19 protein-coding genes and 1 tRNA gene are annotated in these 17,444 nt (G+C 51.5%); 13 read left to right on the top strand and 7 right to left on the bottom strand.

Annotated elements, in window-relative coordinates; genetic code table 11:
- Positions 1 to 90 precede the first annotated feature (90 nt).
- From EVJ24_RS09870 to EVJ24_RS09860, 3 genes are all read left to right on the top strand, one after another.
- Positions 91 to 1,293, top strand: coding sequence for an ornithine--oxo-acid transaminase (locus EVJ24_RS09870; protein ID WP_131441167.1), 1,203 nt, complete (start codon positions 91 to 93; stop codon positions 1,291 to 1,293).
- Between the two features lie 92 nt (positions 1,294 to 1,385).
- Positions 1,386 to 1,790: a fluoride efflux transporter CrcB gene (gene crcB / locus EVJ24_RS09865; RefSeq protein WP_131441166.1), complete on the top strand. Its 405-nt coding sequence runs from the start codon at positions 1,386 to 1,388 to the stop codon at positions 1,788 to 1,790.
- Positions 1,790 to 2,137, top strand: a complete 348-nt coding sequence (locus EVJ24_RS09860) for a fluoride efflux transporter FluC (RefSeq protein WP_131441165.1) — start codon at positions 1,790 to 1,792, stop codon at positions 2,135 to 2,137. The genes crcB and EVJ24_RS09860 overlap by 1 nt, the downstream gene beginning before the upstream one ends.
- 28 nt (positions 2,138 to 2,165) lie before the next feature.
- Here the strand turns inward: EVJ24_RS09860 and yhfH are convergent, their stop codons facing one another.
- On the bottom strand, positions 2,166 to 2,327 hold the full coding sequence (yhfH, locus tag EVJ24_RS09855) for a protein YhfH (RefSeq protein WP_016509445.1): 162 nt from the start codon (positions 2,325 to 2,327) through the stop codon (positions 2,166 to 2,168).
- Positions 2,328 to 2,472: 145 nt separating this feature from the next.
- Between yhfH and EVJ24_RS09850 the strand changes: the two genes are divergently transcribed.
- On the top strand, positions 2,473 to 2,838 hold the full coding sequence (locus tag EVJ24_RS09850) for an ArsR/SmtB family transcription factor (protein WP_070328849.1): 366 nt from the start codon (positions 2,473 to 2,475) through the stop codon (positions 2,836 to 2,838).
- 109 nt (positions 2,839 to 2,947) lie between these two features.
- Complete coding sequence (locus tag EVJ24_RS09845; protein ID WP_131441164.1) at positions 2,948 to 4,984, top strand: heavy metal translocating P-type ATPase; 2,037 nt, start codon at positions 2,948 to 2,950, stop codon at positions 4,982 to 4,984.
- Positions 4,985 to 5,029: 45 nt separating this feature from the next.
- Here the strand turns inward: EVJ24_RS09845 and EVJ24_RS09840 are convergent, their stop codons facing one another.
- Entirely contained in the window at positions 5,030 to 5,653 is a 624-nt protein-coding gene (locus EVJ24_RS09840) for a hypothetical protein (protein WP_236637626.1), read from the bottom strand.
- A 168-nt stretch (positions 5,654 to 5,821) separates the two neighbouring features.
- Between EVJ24_RS09840 and EVJ24_RS09835 the strand changes: the two genes are divergently transcribed.
- Positions 5,822 to 7,891 (top strand): alpha-amylase, encoded by a 2,070-nt coding sequence (locus EVJ24_RS09835; protein WP_131441162.1) that lies wholly within the window; start codon positions 5,822 to 5,824, stop codon positions 7,889 to 7,891.
- A 43-nt stretch (positions 7,892 to 7,934) separates the two neighbouring features.
- Here the strand turns inward: EVJ24_RS09835 and EVJ24_RS09830 are convergent, their stop codons facing one another.
- From EVJ24_RS09830 to EVJ24_RS09820, 3 genes are all read right to left on the bottom strand, one after another.
- Complete coding sequence (locus EVJ24_RS09830; protein ID WP_236637625.1) at positions 7,935 to 10,538, bottom strand: putative bifunctional diguanylate cyclase/phosphodiesterase; 2,604 nt, start codon at positions 10,536 to 10,538, stop codon at positions 7,935 to 7,937.
- A 100-nt stretch (positions 10,539 to 10,638) separates the two neighbouring features.
- Positions 10,639 to 11,505 carry a YitT family protein gene (locus tag EVJ24_RS09825; RefSeq protein ID WP_131441161.1) on the bottom strand — a complete coding sequence of 289 codons (867 nt, stop codon included), beginning with the start codon at positions 11,503 to 11,505 and terminating at the stop codon, positions 10,639 to 10,641.
- 86 nt (positions 11,506 to 11,591) lie between these two features.
- Positions 11,592 to 11,999 carry a YkvA family protein gene (locus EVJ24_RS09820; RefSeq protein WP_070328854.1) on the bottom strand — a complete coding sequence of 136 codons (408 nt, stop codon included), beginning with the start codon at positions 11,997 to 11,999 and terminating at the stop codon, positions 11,592 to 11,594.
- A gap of 114 nt (positions 12,000 to 12,113) precedes the next feature.
- Here EVJ24_RS09820 and EVJ24_RS09815 point away from each other — a divergent pair, with 114 nt between their 5' ends.
- On the top strand, positions 12,114 to 13,352 hold the full coding sequence (locus EVJ24_RS09815) for an aminopeptidase (RefSeq protein WP_131441160.1): 1,239 nt from the start codon (positions 12,114 to 12,116) through the stop codon (positions 13,350 to 13,352).
- Between the two features lie 54 nt (positions 13,353 to 13,406).
- Here EVJ24_RS09815 and EVJ24_RS09810 read toward each other — a convergent pair whose 3' ends face one another.
- Entirely contained in the window at positions 13,407 to 14,189 is a 783-nt protein-coding gene (locus EVJ24_RS09810; protein WP_131441159.1) for an alpha/beta hydrolase, read from the bottom strand.
- A gap of 127 nt (positions 14,190 to 14,316) precedes the next feature.
- Between EVJ24_RS09810 and EVJ24_RS09805 the strand changes: the two genes are divergently transcribed.
- From EVJ24_RS09805 to EVJ24_RS09780, 6 genes are all read left to right on the top strand, one after another.
- A complete protein-coding gene (locus EVJ24_RS09805; RefSeq protein WP_131441158.1) occupies positions 14,317 to 14,895 on the top strand; it encodes a TetR/AcrR family transcriptional regulator in 579 nt (192 codons plus the stop codon).
- An 11-nt stretch (positions 14,896 to 14,906) separates the two neighbouring features.
- Positions 14,907 to 15,236, top strand: coding sequence for a DMT family transporter (locus tag EVJ24_RS09800; protein WP_236637633.1), 330 nt, complete (start codon positions 14,907 to 14,909; stop codon positions 15,234 to 15,236).
- A complete protein-coding gene (locus EVJ24_RS09795; protein ID WP_070328858.1) occupies positions 15,233 to 15,547 on the top strand; it encodes a DMT family transporter in 315 nt (104 codons plus the stop codon). Before EVJ24_RS09800 ends, EVJ24_RS09795 begins: the two co-directional genes overlap by 4 nt.
- Before the next feature lie 67 nt (positions 15,548 to 15,614).
- A complete protein-coding gene (locus EVJ24_RS09790; RefSeq protein WP_131441156.1) occupies positions 15,615 to 16,172 on the top strand; it encodes a GNAT family N-acetyltransferase in 558 nt (185 codons plus the stop codon).
- An 86-nt stretch (positions 16,173 to 16,258) separates the two neighbouring features.
- A tRNA-Val gene (locus tag EVJ24_RS09785) sits at positions 16,259 to 16,331 on the top strand.
- Between the two features lie 158 nt (positions 16,332 to 16,489).
- Positions 16,490 to 17,194 carry a DUF554 domain-containing protein gene (locus tag EVJ24_RS09780; protein ID WP_131441155.1) on the top strand — a complete coding sequence of 235 codons (705 nt, stop codon included), beginning with the start codon at positions 16,490 to 16,492 and terminating at the stop codon, positions 17,192 to 17,194.
- A 26-nt stretch (positions 17,195 to 17,220) separates the two neighbouring features.
- Here the strand turns inward: EVJ24_RS09780 and EVJ24_RS09775 are convergent, their stop codons facing one another.
- Entirely contained in the window at positions 17,221 to 17,436 is a 216-nt protein-coding gene (locus tag EVJ24_RS09775; RefSeq protein WP_131441154.1) for a FeoB-associated Cys-rich membrane protein, read from the bottom strand.
- Positions 17,437 to 17,444 lie beyond the last annotated feature (8 nt).

Here is a 17,444-nt window from a genome sequence, read left to right as displayed (position 1 = left end):
AAGGAACGGGCAAGTTCGTCGTTGTCAAAAGAAAGACGGTCATCATATACTGAAGGTGTAAGGTAGTTCTTTTCATAAGGGGGAAATCAAATGTCAAAAACACAAGAAGTGATTGAATTGACAGAGAAATTCGGGGCGCACAATTATCATCCGCTTCCAATCGTCATCTCGGAGGCGAAGGGGATTTGGGTGACGGATCCGGAAGGAAATCGTTACATGGATATGTTGAGTGCGTATTCGGCTGTCAACCAGGGGCATTGTCATCCGAAAATCATTCAAGCGTTAAAAGATCAGGCTGACAAGATCACGTTGACGTCACGTGCTTTCTACAACGATCAGCTAGGTCGCTTCTACAAAAAAGTGGCAGCGCTTACAAATAAAGAAATGGTGTTACCGATGAACACCGGTGCCGAAGCGGTCGAGACCGCGGTCAAGGCATCACGGCGCTGGGCCTATGAGGTCAAACAAATTCCGGGGCAAGCCGAGATTATCGTCTGCACCGGCAACTTCCATGGACGGACGATGGCGGCTGTGTCGATGTCGACAGAAGCGGACTATCAGCGCGGTTTCGGACCGCTCCTCCCAGGCTTTAAAGTCGTGCCGTACGGAGACATCGACGCGTTCGAGGCCGCGATCACGGAGAACACGGCGGCGTTCATCGTTGAACCGATTCAAGGGGAAGCGGGTATCATCATCCCGCCGGCGGGTTACTTGAAGCGGGCGGCTGAATTGTGTAAGGCGAACAACGTGTTGTTCATCGCAGATGAGATTCAGTCAGGTCTTGGCCGCTCTGGAAAATGGTTCGCAATCGAATGGGAAGGCGTCGATCCCGATATGTATATCCTCGGAAAAGCACTCGGTGGCGGTGTCTTCCCGGTATCGTGCGTGGCTGCTAACGAAAGCGTCCTCCAAGTGTTCAATCCAGGATCGCACGGGTCGACGTTCGGGGGGAACCCGCTCGCGGCGGCGGTATCGATTGCTGCGCTCGAGGTGCTTGAAGAAGAACAGCTTCCGGAGCGTTCGCTCGAACTCGGGACGTACTTTATGGACCGTTTAAAGTCAATCGACAACCCGCGCATTAAAGAAGTCCGGGGCCGCGGCCTATTCATCGGGATCGAGTTGACGGAAGCGGCTCGTCCTTATTGTGAGGCGCTTAAAGAGCGGGGCTTGCTCTGCAAGGAGACGCACGAGACGGTCATTCGACTCGCGCCACCGCTTGTCATTACGAAAGAAGAACTCGATGAGGCGTTCACGGCAATCGAGGCTGTATTCGCACCGACTCCTATTTCATAATGCGGGAGGGCTTGTTATAATTTGAGAAGAAATGCAGACACCTGCCGGGCGATGTTTTCGCGGCAGGTGTCTTTTCGTAAGGAGGAACGGTCGTGCTCTACGTTTACGTTGGTTTAGCAGGAGCGCTTGGAGCGCTAGCAAGGTATGGGGTCGGTATAGGGATGCATACGTTGTGGACAGGTACATTTCCGCTAGGGACGCTCACCGTCAACTTGATCGGCAGTTTTCTACTCGGTTGGCTCACCCATTACTTGTTTCAGACCGGAAAGTTCTCACCGATGGTCATTACGGCGGTCGGTACAGGGTTTATCGGTTCGTTCACGACGTTCTCGACGTTCAGTGTCGAGACGATTGTGATGATCGAGTCAGGGAACCTGGTCGGAGCGCTCACCTATGTGACACTGAGCATCGTCCTCGGTCTGTTCAGCTCGTGGTTAGGCTATAAACTAGGAAGAAGACGATTCCGGCGTTTTGTGAAGCGAGAGGGGGAGGCGTGATGACTGTTGTGACAGTAATGATCGGTGCCTTTTTCGGGGCGATGGCCCGCTTCGGGATTGGTCAGCTCGTTAAAGTATGGACGACATCGGTCTTTCCTTGGGCGACTTTGTTCGTGAACGTGACCGGATCGTTTTGGCTCGGATATTTGTATGCGGCCCCTGTACCTTCGGTGGTGGGATTCGGAATCGGCGTCGGCTTCCTCGGTTCGTTCACGACGTTCTCGACGTTCAAACTTGAAGTGATGCGGTTCGTGACGAAAGATTGGGTTCGCTTTGGTTTATACTTACTGGCGACGTATGTCTTCGGTTTAATTGCCGCCTACCTCGGCTACCAATTTGGACAATAAACAATCCCTCGGAAATCCGAGGGATTGTTTATTGTTCAGCGAGTTGAAGCTTTTCAGCACATGATGCGCATGTGTTTTCATAAGACTCACACTGCTCATCCATATGTTGTCCGCATTCTTGACACGTCTTATCTGGTAATTTCCGATAAAATTCGACTGACGATTCGAGTCGGCTTGCCCATTCATTCATATAAAGCGCCTCCTTTAAGTATGCGTGCGTTTGTTAAGTTGTATTCATTGTATTATAACAGTTGTGTTTAAGTCAATTATAATCTATAACAGATTTTTCTGTTTGGATTTGCTAAAATGAAATTATACGAAATGAGGTGACACGGATGAAGGCACCACAATGCGAAACAATCGCCATCCAAAGTGAAGACGTGGCTGTATTGCAACAGGCACTTGTGCGATTGGATGCGAACCGAGTCAGTCGGTTGTTTAAGGCGTTCGCTGATCCGACGAGACTGAAAGTGCTGTACGTCTTGACGCTCGAGCAAGAATTATGTGTCTGTGACGTCGCCGCCGTGATCGGACACTCGAACGCGACCGCGTCTCATCATTTACGGACGCTCCTCGATCAAGGGCTCGTAAAATATCGTAAAGATGGGAAAGTTGTTTATTACTCATTAGATGACGAGCACGTTCGCCTTCTCGTCGAAATCGCGATGGCGCACAGTGCCGAACAGCAATCAGGTCTTTGAGAAGTGTCTACTGCGACAACACAGTAGACACTTTTTTATATTGTAATCTCTTCCAATCAGCGTTACGATATATTCAAATAAACGTTTGAATGAAGTAGGAGGAAGAGCGATGGAATCACGTGACGTCTTACCAGTCGAAGGTATAACTTGTACAAATTGTGCGGCGAAGATCGAGAAAAGCGTCTCGGAGCAGACCGGTGTCGCATCCTGTCAAATCGACTTTGCGACGAGCCGGATGATCATCGAATGGATTGACCCGTCCGAGCGTGAAACAGCGCTCCGTTCAATTGAAGAGACGATGGGGCGGATTGAACCTGGCGCGCATTTCGTGAAAACTGATCAAATCGAGCAAGCATCGAACCACCTGTTGTGGCGCTTTGGTATCGCCCTCAGCCTGCTTGTGATCGCTCTCTTGACTGAATCACTGCCGTTATACGTTGTTGCTTATGCGGTCGCCGGCTATGATGTCGTCTATGCGGCAGCACGAAACGTATGGCATCGCGAATGGTTCGATGAGAAGTTTTTAATGACGATTGCGACGATTGGAGCGTTCGCAATTCGAGAATATCCGGAAGCGGTCGCCGTAATGCTATTTTATCAACTCGGCGAATACTTCCAAGGACGAGCCGTCCATGCGTCGCGTCGGTCGATCCAGTCATTATTGAATATGAAACCGACGATGGCACGTGTGCTCGGTTCGGACGGTGAGTTCGAACGGCGTCCTGAAGATGTGACAATCGGCTCGGTCATCATCGTCCGTGCCGGCGAACAAGTTCCGATGGACGGGAGCGTCGTGGTTGGATCGAGTTCACTCGATACGGCATCATTGACGGGCGAATCGGTTCCTCGTCAAGTCGGACCGAACGATGAAGTGCTCGCCGGAATGGTCAATTTAGAAGGGCGGCTTGAAGTGCGCGTCAAACGATCTGCGACGGAGTCGAGCTTGCAAAAAATGATTGCGCTTGTCGAACAGGCAAGCTCGAACAAAGCGAAGACAGAGCAGATGATCACACGCTTAGCCAGAGTGTATACGCCGATTGTCGTCGTTTTAGCAGCAATCGTTGCGTTCATCCCACCTCTTTTCGTTGGGAATTTAGAGGAGTGGGTGTATCGCGCCTTAATTTTCCTCGTCATCAGTTGCCCGTGCGCACTCGTCATTTCAATTCCGTTAGGTTATTTCGGCGGGATCGGGGCTGGTTCTAAACGAGGGATTTTGGTCAAAGGCGGCGAGTATTTAGACGTGCTCGCCGAAGTGAAGACGGTCATCTTTGACAAGACAGGAACGCTCACGACCGGTCGCTTTGAAGTGACGGACGTGACGACGAGCGGAGACGTGACGGAAGCGGAGTTGTTAACGCTCGCTGCCCGTGTTGAGATGGCATCGACGCATCCGCTGGCAAAAGCAATCGTCACGAAGGCGAGCAAGACGACCGCGTTTGCGAATATTACCGAAGACCCGGGCTACGGTCTGACAGCGACAGATAGCACGGATACAATCTATGTCGGAAGTGCCCGTTTCATGAGGAAGTTAGGACATTCGATTCAAGATGAACAAATGGGCACAAGCGTCCACGTCATGAGAAATGACCGCTGGCTCGGGCGGATTGAACTGATGGATACGGTGAAAGAGGATGCCGCAGCAGCCATTGCCGCGCTAAAACGTCTCGGCTATCGGACGGTCATGTTGACAGGGGACCGGGATGAAGTTGCGACGTCGGTCGGTTTGAAAATCGGAATCGATGAAGTGAAAAGTGAGTTACTTCCCCATCAGAAAGTCGAGGAAGTGGAGAAGTTGGCCGCGCGAGGGAAAGTCGCGTTCGTAGGCGACGGTTTGAACGATGCGGCAGCGCTGGCCCGTGCGGACGTCGGACTCGTCATGGGTGGAATCGGGAGCGATGCCGCAGTGACGGCGGCAGATCTTGTGCTCATGAATGACGCACCGAGCGATGTCGTTGCGGCCATTGAGCTAAGTCAGCGGACGAAGCGGATCGTGTGGCAAAATATTGTCCTCGCATTCGGGATGAAAGCGCTGTTCCTCCTGCTCGGCGTACTCGGACTCGCATCGATGTGGGAAGCGGTGTTCGCAGACGTCGGCGTCGCGTTGCTCGCCATCGGCAATGCGACTCGCTTGATCCGTTCCAACTAAAAAAACTTCAAGCGAGCTTGAAGTTTGGTGAATGCTTGAGACCGATCAGTTGTGATCGGTCTTTTTTTGACGTGTTTTGAAAATCATGAACATGAGGATGATGAGGACCGCTACGAGTAAGAAAACGATGGAGTACAGTGCTTGAATGACGATATCGATTTGATTTTGAGTGGATACGAGCTCTTTCCGGATATCGTTATATTGCATCTGTTTCAAAGCTCTTAAATCTTCTAGTATCGTCTGCCGTTGATCGGTCATCGACTCGGCCGTCGCCGTCGCTTGTTCGATGTCACCGTTCTCATACATGACGAGGACGCGGTCGGCTTCTTGTTCCCAAATGCCGTCTCGATGCAGTAAGTCGAGGAACGAACTTGGCGTTCTCGGATCACTCGTGATAGATTCCTTCAACTCTTTCGTACGTTGGGACATGCTGTAATAAGCTTCTAAAAAGCGGCGGTCTTCGTAGGCAAGGAGACCGCGGATAGCGTTGGCACGTTCGATATTGTAGTACATGATTTCTTCAATTGCTTCATATGAATCGAATCGTTGCTCGTGAATGGTATCGATTTGGTCAGTCGTATTTCGCAGTTGAACGATGAAACTGGCGATGACGAGGACGATTAATACGGACAATGAGGCGAGCAGCAACAGCCACTTTCGTTGGGACATGTTCATCTCTCCTTTATGAAGATAATCGTACAATATTTTTCGGGTTTCAGCATAAAATATTTTTTTGGAAAAGGAAAAACCGGGTAAAGAGTTAAATACATAGTATGGCGTTTCTTGTTATCGCTTACAATGGACAATGGAACGATTTCATTCATAAGGAGAGTAAATATGCCAGAGAACTCGTCGTTAAACAAGTTACATCAGGTCTTAAAAACAAAACGGACCAATCTTCAATATGAAATCCCGACCTTGTGGAACCGGATGCGATTTCCGGCAGAACCGGTGCGCGACGGTGTCGAGCGGGTGAACCCGTACGACTTTTTAATCGATACGATTGAACGAGGCATTCTTCCGCACGCTGTCAACGGGCGTGATTATCGTCAGTCGGTCGCACAAGCGGACGGGCACCTCGAGACAGGGGGAGACTGGATTAAGCGCTCCTCGGTTTACTCGATGCAAGTCCGGACCTCGACGTCGTGGGATCATGACGGGTCAGGCTACGTCGAGATGGACAACTCTCAAGGCATGAAAGATACCGGCACGTTCGTGAAAACGCTGGCTCTGTTGCCGCACTTGTTATACATGGGGATCGACACGTTATTTTTATTGCCGATTTCGCAGCACAGTCATAAAAATAAGAAAGGTGAGTTCGGTTCCCCATACGCTGTCCAAGATTTCTTTGCCATCGACGAAGAACTAAAAGAGACATTGACAGGGGACGGGTTGACGATCGAGGAAGAGTTCGCCGCTTTCGTCGAGGCGTGTCATATGGTGGGCATTCGTGTCGTCATCGATGTTATTCCTCGCACGTGCGCCCGCGATAACCGTCTCATTTTAGAAAATCCGGAATGGTTCTACTGGATCCCGGTTGCGGAACTCGATTACTATCACCCGCCTCACGTCCCGGGAATCGGAGAAAACGTGAAGCCTGAGTATGCATTCCTGCCGATGATCTATGGATCTGAAGACGTTTGGCACCATCTCCGCCGCTTCTCGATGGCGCCTAATCTCGTCGATGCTGCCAAGTGGGAGACGGTGAAAGCTTACTTGGTCGAACATCCGGACGAAAACTTGCTTGCCGTCATCGAGCGTGAGTTCGGTTTGACGACCGCTCCGGCGTTCTCGGACTGTATCAACGATCCGCAACCGCCGTGGTCGGACGTCACGTACTTCCGCCTGTTCCTCGATCATCCGACAGCCGCTGCCCCTTATGTCGGCGAGGCTGGTCTGGCCCCATATATTTTGTTCGACTCGATCAAGTCGAACCAGTTCCGGGGTGACGAGATCAACGAACCGCTCTGGACGATGTTAGCCGACATCATTCCGCATTATCAACGCGAATATGGGATTGACGGTGCACGAATCGACATGGGACACGCTTTGCCAGTCGATCTCGCCCAGCGCATCTTGACAGAGCCGCGTCAACTCGATTCGAACTTCAGTTTCATCGCCGAAGAATTGATTGAAGTCGGGGCTTTTGCGGCGCGTGACGCCGGCTACAATATGATCATCGGATACGGATTCTATAAAGAGCCGCGTTTTGACACGCATGACACCCATCAATTCATCTACGACTCACGTTTCTTGCCGTTGCCGGTATTTGCGGCTGGTGAGACAGCCGATACACGCCGGATTGCGACACGAGACGGTGGACGCCAGGCGAGTCGCTTGCTCACCGTACTGAACGGCTTCATGCCGAACGGGGTGCCATTGACGAACTCGGGGCTTGAACTGTATGAGACGCAGCCGATGAATACCGGTCTCGATTGCCGACCGGAAGAGGCGTATCAGTTGTTCCCGACCGATCCATATTTCGGGAAACTTGCTTTCTTCGACGCGTATCAGTTCCATTGGGATCATCCCGAGCGGACTGAAATGGTCGAACTTATGCATCAAGTGGCAGAAGTTCGCCGCCGTTGGCTCGATGTTCTCGTCGACCCGAGTCACTTCGAACCGCTCACGATGACGGATAGGGGGGCACCGTTCATCGGTCTGGCTTGGTTACGGGCAGATACGAACGAGACGTTGCTCATCGTCGCCAACACGAATATGCAAGAGCACCTGCAAGGGAAGGTGCCGCTCGATGGGGTGCGTCGCCGGAACTGGAACGCGAGTCGTTTCGCCGAGATGGTGTACTCACCGAACTCATGGCCGTACGCCGAGCATTCGTTCGACGACAACTGGGACCTTTGGGTCGATTTGATGCCGGGCGAAGTTAAAATATATGAAATGAAATAAGCAACGCCTCGGATCCGTAAGTGGACCCGAGGCGTTTGTCTGTTCAAGCGTTTTGTTTCATGTAATAGATGACGAACTCGTCGAGCGGCATCGGTTTCGCGTAACGATACCCTTGCATCGAGTTGCAACCGATCCGACGAAGGAACGTCTCTTGGTATTCGGTCTCGACGCCTTCAGCGACGAGAGCCATCCCAAGTTGTCGTGCCATGGCGACGATGGTCGCGGTCACGGTTTGATACTCGCGATTTTCTTCTAGCTGCATCGTGAACTCCCGCGGGATCTTTAACTCGTCAATCGGATAGCGGACGAGATAGGCGAGTGAGCTGTAGCCGGTCCCGAAATCGTCGATCGATAGTTTGATACCGAGTGCCTTTAACTCGAGAATTCGATTTAAGACGCGGTCCGACTGGTGCGCCGCGACCGTTTCGGTCAACTCGAAGTTCAAGCGGCTCGGTTCGATCGGGAAGCGTTCGAACAACGTCGTCAAATAATCGATCAAGTGTTCATCGAACAATTGCCGGACCGACAAGTTGACCGATAGTTTTGGCAAATCGATGTCGCCTTGTTCAAACGCGTACATCAGTTGGAACGTCTCATGAATCATCCAACGACCGAGGTCATGAATATGACCGGTCTCTTCGGCAATCGGAATGAATTCGCTCGGCGGGATGAACTTGCCGTCGCGTTGCCAACGCATGAGTGCCTCGGCGCCGATGATCGCCTTCGTCGAGGCATCGACCTGTGGCTGGAGATAAAGTGAGATTTCACCTTTCTCGAGTGCCATATCAAGTCCTTCCATCAACAATTTTCGTTCTTCTTTGTCGACGCGAAGCGCAGGAGCGAAGATGACGGTCTCATCGCGTCCTTTGTCTTTTGCCTTATACATGGCCAAATCGGCGTTCGATAAGAGGTGCTTCAGCGTCGTGCCGTGCTCCGGATAACGGACGATTCCGATTGAAGCATGAATTTCGACGAGGTTACCGGCCATGAAATAAGGGGGACGATAAACGAGACGACGTAAACGTTCAACGAGAATTTCATCATCATTGTGTTCGGCGACGACGATGAATTCATCGCCCCCAAGTCGTCCGGCGTATTCGTTTGGCAACAAGGCGCTGCGTAGACGTTTACCGATGTGCTGTAGCAACTGATCACCCATATGATGGCCGAACTGGTCATTGATTTCTTTGAACCCGTCGAGGTCGGAGAACATGAGTGTGAACGGTCGGCCGTCCGTGATCAGGCGCTCGATCTGTTCTTGAAGCGCGTAACGGTTATGCAGCCCGGTCAAGCTATCATGGTTAGCCTGATAAAGGATCTGTTCTTGTTGGACGATCATTTGCGTGATGTCTTTGACGATGGCATAGATGCCTTCGACTTCCCCATCAATGATCATCGGGATGTTCATCAATTGCCAAACGCGTGCCGAACCATCTTCTGTCACGACATTGACGTCTAATGTTTGTGGACGTCCGTTCGTAAGGTCACGTAACACGTTCGTATAGGCGGATCGATCCGTTTGTTCGATGATATCTAAAATATTTGATCCGATGAGCGTCTCGGTGTCATGACCGAGGACAGAGCTCCCTGCTTCGTTGACGGACAACACTTCGCCGTCAAGGTCGAACAAAAAGATGGGCTCTGCGTGATACGCGAACAGCGAGCGGTACTGTTGTTCACGGAGTTCGAGCTCGTGGGCTTTCGTCGTGACCGCGACTTCGAGGTCTGTATTGACGGTATGTAAGCGATGGCTAATGAGTGCGTTCTGCTTAGCAACAACGAATTGACGGATGAGCAACAGCAACACCGCGTTCGCAATCATCGAGTCGATGATCGAGGTACCGAGCAGACGGTCCGATGCGAGCATGTACAACATGACAATCGTACTATAGATGACGTAATCAAGCACAGAATCATGGGCGAGGACGTCTTCTGTCGATTCATCAAACAAATAACTGATTGAAATGATGAGAATGCTGATGACTTGAAGCAAATGGAGGAGCTCATGGCCGATACCGGTGAACAACTGCAGCTCATTGATGATCGAGGCGGTTGTAAAACCGAGAATCCCGATGAGGAGCATCACGCGGAAGCCTTGCCCGGATGTCACGATGCGATTCAAATATAAGAAACCGAGGACCATGTAAAGGCTGATGAGCACCATCTGTTCTTCAAAGCCGTTCAAATTCGTGACATACTGGCCGCCGTTCTTTGTGTAAAAGAAGATATGCAACGCACCGACAATCAAAAAGCTGAGCAGTGCGAACACATCAAACGTACGCAACTTCAACGTTCTAATTTCAATCGATTGGGTGATGACGATGAGGGCCATGATCAAATAAAAGAAGTTTTGAATGAACAGCATCATGTCAATCGACATCGCCGTGGTAAAGCGGTGTGCCACCAAATAGGCGATGAAACAGACGTTGCCAGCGCTAATGAGAAGATAGATATAGCGGCGCATCCCGTGATGGCGCAATACGGCACGCCCGCTTACCACGGTGGCGACGAGTGCGATGATCATAAAGTAGACGAACAAGCTCGTCTCCCTTAAGGCATAAGGGCTGAATAAGATAACGAATAGACCGATAAAAAACGTCCCGACGAGAAGCGCGGGGACTGATTGGCGCAAAGTGTGGCTAGACAACTTATGCACCTCCTTCTGTATATGTCTCTGAGGCTCATCCTTATTATCGGACCGTTCGGGTATTTATTACACAAAAAAATCGACAGCACGATGCTGTCGATCAAAGTGTATACGAATGTTCTTTAAAGTTACCGACAATCGAGTCGATTTCTGAGACAGTGACGAACGCCTCGGAATCAATGTCTGAGACGATTTGACGCAACTTTGGAATCTCATTGTTTTGAACGACGACGTATAGCATTTTTTTCGCGTCGTTCGAATAGCCGCCGGTCGCGTCCATGATGGTGACTCCACGCTTCAAGTTTTGTTTGATGACCAAGTTGATCTCATCCGCTTTTTTACAGATGATGAAACACTGTTTTTGGGCGGAGAAGAAGCGATGGATCGTCAACAGCGTCCGCGACCGGACAAAACTGAGGACGAGTGCGTACATGACCGCTTTAATATCGAACGTGATGAACACGAGAATGTAGACGATAATGTCTTGGGTCAAAAAGATTTTCGGGAGCGATAAGTTGCGGTTGTTCATGAAGATGACTTTCCCCAAAATATCGAGCCCGCCTGTCGACGCCCCGGCAAATAACAAAAGTGCCAAACCGAGTCCTGAGACGATACCGCTGAAGACGGCCGCGACGAGCGGATCGTCGAGCGGCGTCGGTGGAATGAGGACAGGCAGCGCATCGATTAAAATCGATGACAATATGACGACGAGTCCTGTCATGAGAATGAATCGTCTCCCGAGATATTTGATCCCGATGATGAAGAGCGGGATATTTAGCACTAGCTGGGTGAGTCCGATTGGTGTGCCGAACAGCTCGTTGACGATGAGCGTGATCCCGACAATCCCACCGGATCCGATTTCATTCGGTTTGAGTAACAGACCGACAAAGATAGATTGTAGGATTGTTCCGGCGATGATAAACAAGACAGTCTCGACGGCAATCCGTTTACGTGATTTTGCGTACATATGAGTGGCTAAGGCGCCATACGCCTCCTTTGAATGAACTCATGCAAGCGTACTCCGATGACGCCGGAATTTCAAGCCTTGAACGATTATAACTCGTTATGGAAACGGTCGATATCACTCGCTAGCTGTTCGTGGACGTAGTCGATGACTTGAGCGTCGTCAAACAGTCCGAGCGGGGCGTCGTCCGGGATTGCGTCGAACGGTGAGACGAAATAGAGCACGGCCGCGACGAGAGCGTGTTGCTTGTCGGGCTGCATCTCGAACTGGGCGTTGTAGACGGCACGTAGCATATTGAGCAGTTGTTTCATTTGGAAGTATAGTGTGAGTTCCTCTTCCCGTTCGATGTCGCTGATTTCGTTTGAGGCGACGTCGACCGTGACTTTTGCTAGGGCGAGTTCTCCTTGGACTAATAAGTCACCTAGCTTTTCGTTCTCGGTGAATTCGGTTTGGGCGTTGTTTAAAAAGTGTGAATAAGTCGTTTTCCAATCTGACATGTTTTTCTCCTCCTTCTCTCTACAACTACTAATATGCCCGTTTTTGCGATTTGGTTGCAACTTTTCCGAAAATTTAAGAAAATAGAAGTAAGTGAAAAAGGAGGAACTGTACATATGTTTACTGTAACTTTACCGACCGAGGCAGAATTTGCCCGCTATGCCGAGCTTGCTGTCAAAAAAGGTGTCAACATTCAACCGGGTCAACAGCTCGAAGTCCGAGCCGATATTAGCCAAGCACCGCTCGTCCGCCAAATCGTGAAAGCGGCCTACGCGGCCGGAGCGAAACAAGTGTACGTCAACTGGAGTGATGAAGAGACGACGAAAGTGCGTTACTTCAACGCACCGACTGAAGCGTTCAAGGAGTTCCCAGAGTGGCTCAAAGCACGATTCGAGCAACTCGCGGAAGAGAAGACGGCATTCTTGTCGATCGTCAGCGACGATCCCGACGCGCTGAACGGTGTCGAATCATCACGCATCGCCGACTCGAACCGGGCGTCTGGTGTCGCGCTCGCGAAATGGCGTAAGTATGTCATGAGTGATAATGTCAGCTGGTCAATCGTGGCCGGGGCATCTGAAGCATGGGCGAAAAAAGTATTCCCAGACCGTGAAGATGCGGTTCCAGCCCTGTGGAGAGCGATTTTCGCAGCGACACGAATGGACCAAGACGATGTCGTTGCCGCCTGGGACGAGCACGATCAAGCGTTGCGCTCACGGGCGCAGCTGTTGACGGACAAGAAATACGCGAAACTTCACTACAAAGCACCAGGCACGGAATTGACGATCGGTCTTCCGAAGAAGCACGTCTTCCTCGGCGGCGGTGGTCCGAACATGGACGGCGTCGACTTCATCGCCAACATGCCGACGGAGGAAGTATTCACGCTCGCCGATAAAGATGCGGTCGAAGGACACGTGTCGAGCACGAAGCCGCTCAGCTACAGCGGGAACTTGATCGACGGGTTCACGCTTTGGTTCGAAGGCGGAAAAGTCGTGAAAGCGGAAGCGAAACAAGGGCAGGCAGCACTCGATGAACTGTTGAACCTTGATGAAGGGGCACGCCGCATCGGAGAAGTCGCGCTCGTGCCGGACGATTCGCCGATCTCGAACTCGGGACTCCTCTTCTACAACACGTTGTTCGATGAGAACGCATCGTGCCACTTGGCGCTCGGACGTGCCTACTCGACATGCCTTGAAGGCGGACCAACGATGTCGCCCGAAGAACTCGCTGAGAATGGCGCGAACGACTCGATGACACACGTCGACTTCATGATCGGTTCGGCCGAAATGAATATCGACGGTGAGCTCGAGGACGGAACACGCGAAGCCATCATGCGTGATGGGAACTGGGTCATCTAATAGAAAAAGATAGTTGAAAAGACGCAAAGGCGACCGCCTTTGCGTCTTTTCATGTCATGAGAGTTCATACAGAAATGCGAGCGCGTTCGGCAACCGCCGTCGCCATGCAATCTCGTTGTGGACCGCCTCGGGCTCGACTTCGTAGCGGAAGGCGACGCCGGTCCGAGTGATCGTCTCGATGAGTCTCGCATTTGTGTATAAGTAGTCCTCGGGCGTGATCGGTCCACTCGTCTCGTTCGTGCCGATATCCATATAGAGTCGGGCGGACAGGTCGGCTTGTTTCAGTTCGCGAATGAGCGAGTCGAGGTTGGCCCAGGCGGCCGTTGACAGCGAACCGACACGACGGATTGCCGGGTAAGTCGCCATCATGTAGAGCGAGATGACGCCACCCATCGAACTGCCCATCACGCCGACGTCATCCGGATCGGTCGCATAGCGTGCGTCAATCCACGGCTTCAGCTCCTGCATGAGCCAGTCGGCATAGAGGCGCCCCTTGCCGCCGAGTGTCGGTCGGGTCTTAGCGAGTTCAGGTCCGATGCGCTTGTATAGCATCTCGTCCTCATAAAATGAGTACTCATCGTATCGGTCGAGCCAATCGGGGGCGCTCGCGATGGCGACGACCAGGAGCGGCAGTTGCAAATCGTCGAGATGACGGTCGATCGCCCACCCTTCCCCGATTGTCGCGGTTTTGCCGTCGAAGACGTTTTGGCCGTCATGCATATAGAGCACGGGCAACGCCTCGTCGGTACGAACGAAGTCGGGGCGGTAGACGCGGACGATTCGTTTTCGACCACGTATCGTCTCGGTCGGCAAGGTGAAACTAAACTGTTCGATCATACAATCATTCCTTCCTCTGACGGTCTCTTCTCATTTTGGCGTTGTCCGTACAAAAACTCAATCCGGAAGTTTGACTACCTACCGTTCGTTAGGTAAAGTGAGGGGAGATGAAAGGGGTAGATCGCATATGACCACGAAACAACGGATTGAACAAGCTGCCAGACGCCGGTTCGCACTCGAAGGATATGAAGGACTGTCTTTGGCGGCGCTCGCCGAAGATGTCGGGATTAAGAAAGCATCTTTATATGCGCACATCGAAGGAAAAGAACAGCTGTTCAAACAAGTCGTCGAACAGATGGCCGAGCGTTACCAGCACGCTTGGGAACAAGCGCGGGACGCGTCAAATGAGGCGGCACCGCTCGAACGGATCGAGGCAATCGTTGAAGCGTTGATTCATTTCTTCGAAGAAGAAGAGACGTGGATGTTGACGAAGCGAATGCTGCTCGTACCGCCTCCTGAGCTGCGCGTCTTCATCGAGACGACGATCGGGTCGGTCGAGACCGAGCTCCAGGCGTTTGAGAAAGAGCAGTTCCGTTTGGCGATGGAGCGTGGCGATTTACCGGAACAATCGCTCGACGACGTATATGACGCATACTATTGCTTTTTGGACGGGGCATTGCTTTCGCTCTTTTCGTTTGCAACGAATCGAGCGCAACGACAGCATGCGGCATTTAAAATTTTCAAGAAAGGAGTCGGGTGGACATGAAAAAGGAACAAATGGCTTGGTTGTGGCTCGTGCTCGCCGGACTTCTTGAAATTGTTTGGGCGACGACGATGAAATTGTCGAACGGGCTTACCGTATTAGGACCGACCGTCGTGACCATCGTGTTATTGATTGTCAGTTTTGGCTTGTTGGCGATGTCGTTCCGTGTGTTGCCAGCTGGCACCGGGTACGCCGTTTTTACGGGTATCGGTGCTGTCGGGACGGTCATCGTTGGAAATATTTTGTTTGATGAGACGATGACGGGAATGAAGCTGTTGTTTATCGCGACGCTCCTCATCGGGGTGGTCGGTTTGAAGCAAGTGACAGGAGGTGAGTCGGCATGAGTTGGACATTTTTAATCGGGGCTGGGCTCGCTGAGATGCTTGCTGTTTTCTTCATGGGAAAATCAAAAGGCTATCAGATTTTAAAATGGTCGCTTCTTTCGATCACGACGTTTGCACTAAGTTTTTATTTATTGTCACGTTCGCTCGAGACGTTGCCACTCGGGCTCGCCTACTCGATTTGGGTCGGAATCGGCGCGGCGGGTGGAGTGATTCTCGGTATGTTGTACTTGAACGAGTCAAGGGATCGCTGGCGTATCTTCTTTTTAATTCTCATTATCGGGAGCGTTATCGGGTTGAAAGTCGTGGCGTGAATAGGATTGAAATGAGATAGAAACGGGAATTGAATAGTTCAGACTGTGAAAGAAAGGGGCGGGAAAGATGAATCTTGTCGAGTTGCAATCAGAACGTCTACGGCTTGAACCTTATACGATCTCCGATTTCTATTTCGTAAAATCGTTACTCCAAGATCCGCGGGTGATGCGCTTCATCAGTCCGGACGGCAAGCCATATACGGATGAACAGACAATCGAATGGTTCGAGAGACAGTTGGCCCGCTATACGACGGGCCGACAGACCGGACTCCTCAAGCTGATGACACATCAAAGCGATGAGCCGATCGGCCATGCCGGGACGCTCTTGCATGAACTTGATGGCAACATCGAGCTCGAGGTCGGTTATTGGCTGGCACCGAAGCACTGGCACATGGGCTACGGTCGGGAAGCGGCCGCACGTCTTATGCGGCATGCGTTCGAGGACGGCGAGAAAGACATCATCTCGCTCATTCACCCGGACAACGTGCCGTCACAGCGAGTCGCCAAAGCGAATGGGTTGCATTGGGACCGTGACACCGAACACGGAGGCATGATCGTGTCCGTATATGCCGGCGATTTGGAACGTCTATGTCGTCACATGAAACGGGAAGAAATGACACGGTAAAAAAAATAAAAAAAGTTTTAAAAAACAGTTGCCAAGGCATTAGTTTCTTGATATATTAATAGTGTCCTAAAGAGAGGACACGACCTGATTCTGTAGCTCAGCTGGGAGAGCGCTACCTTGACAGGGTAGAGGTCGCTGGTTCGAGCCCAGTCAGAATCACTTGGGTGCCAAACCCGATGCGAAACCCATAGGAACGTGGGTTTCCGCGCAGCCACTTCTTACGAGAAGTGGCTTTTTTTGTGTATTCTTTTAATTGACAGCCCACATAAACAGTTGGTATATTCCTCTCAATACATACAGAAACGGGGAATTACACGATGGTATTAACCGGAACAATCGTCAATGCGGCCTTGATCGTGGTCGGCACATTACTCGGGTTGTTGTTTCACCGAATCCCCGAGCGGATGAAAGAGACGGTCACGGCTGCCATCGGTCTCGCCGTCGTCGTGCTTGGCGTACAGATGGGCTTGAAAAGTGAGAATTTTTTAATCGTCATCGGCAGTCTCGTTATCGGAGCCGCACTCGGCGAATGGTGGAAGCTCGACGAGAAGCTGAACGAGATCGGCTATCAGTTGGAACGGCGTCTCGGTGGGAAAAGTAAGTCGAGCATCGCGGAAGGCTTCATCACGGCGACGCTCATCTTTGTGATCGGGGCGATGGCCGTCATCGGGGCGCTCGACAGCGGCCTGCGCGGGGACCATGACGTCCTCTATACAAAAGGGTTGATTGACGGTTTCACGGCGCTCGTGCTCAGTTCGACGCTCGGCATCGGCGTCATGTTCTCGGCCGTGCCGGTCTTGTTGTACCAAGGGGCAATCGCGTTGCTCGCCATCCAGATCATGAAGTTTATTCCGGAGTCGCTCATGGATGACTTTATTTTGGAGATGACGGCGACCGGCGGCGTCATGATCGTCGCCATCGGGTTAAACCTGGTCGGAATTACTCGGATTCGTGTCGCCAACTTGCTGCCCGGTATTTTGATGGTCGCGATCATTGTCACCACGTTACATATCCTCCAATGAAAAACGGACTAGCGCATTTTTTCGCGCTAATCCGTTTTTTTGTGGGCTGTGACTGGTTGATCAGGATGTAGTGCTTCCGCAATGATTTTATCCCAGTCTGCTGCGTCACAGGATGTCGTACAAGTCGGTGCGATTTCGCACGTGGCGCATTTACCAGCTTTTGCTTTACGGGTGTAGCGATGGAGCGAATAAGCGGCGTACCCGAATACGGCAAGACCGATCAATACATCAAATAAGGACATGTGATTTC

The sequence above is a fragment of the Exiguobacterium sp. SH1S21 genome (assembly GCF_004337175.1).
GTDB classification, from domain to species: Bacteria; Bacillota; Bacilli; order Exiguobacteriales; family Exiguobacteriaceae; genus Exiguobacterium; species Exiguobacterium aurantiacum_A.
The sequence above is the reverse complement of the archived record's forward strand: the minus strand, read 5'-3'. Positions and strand labels throughout refer to the sequence as shown.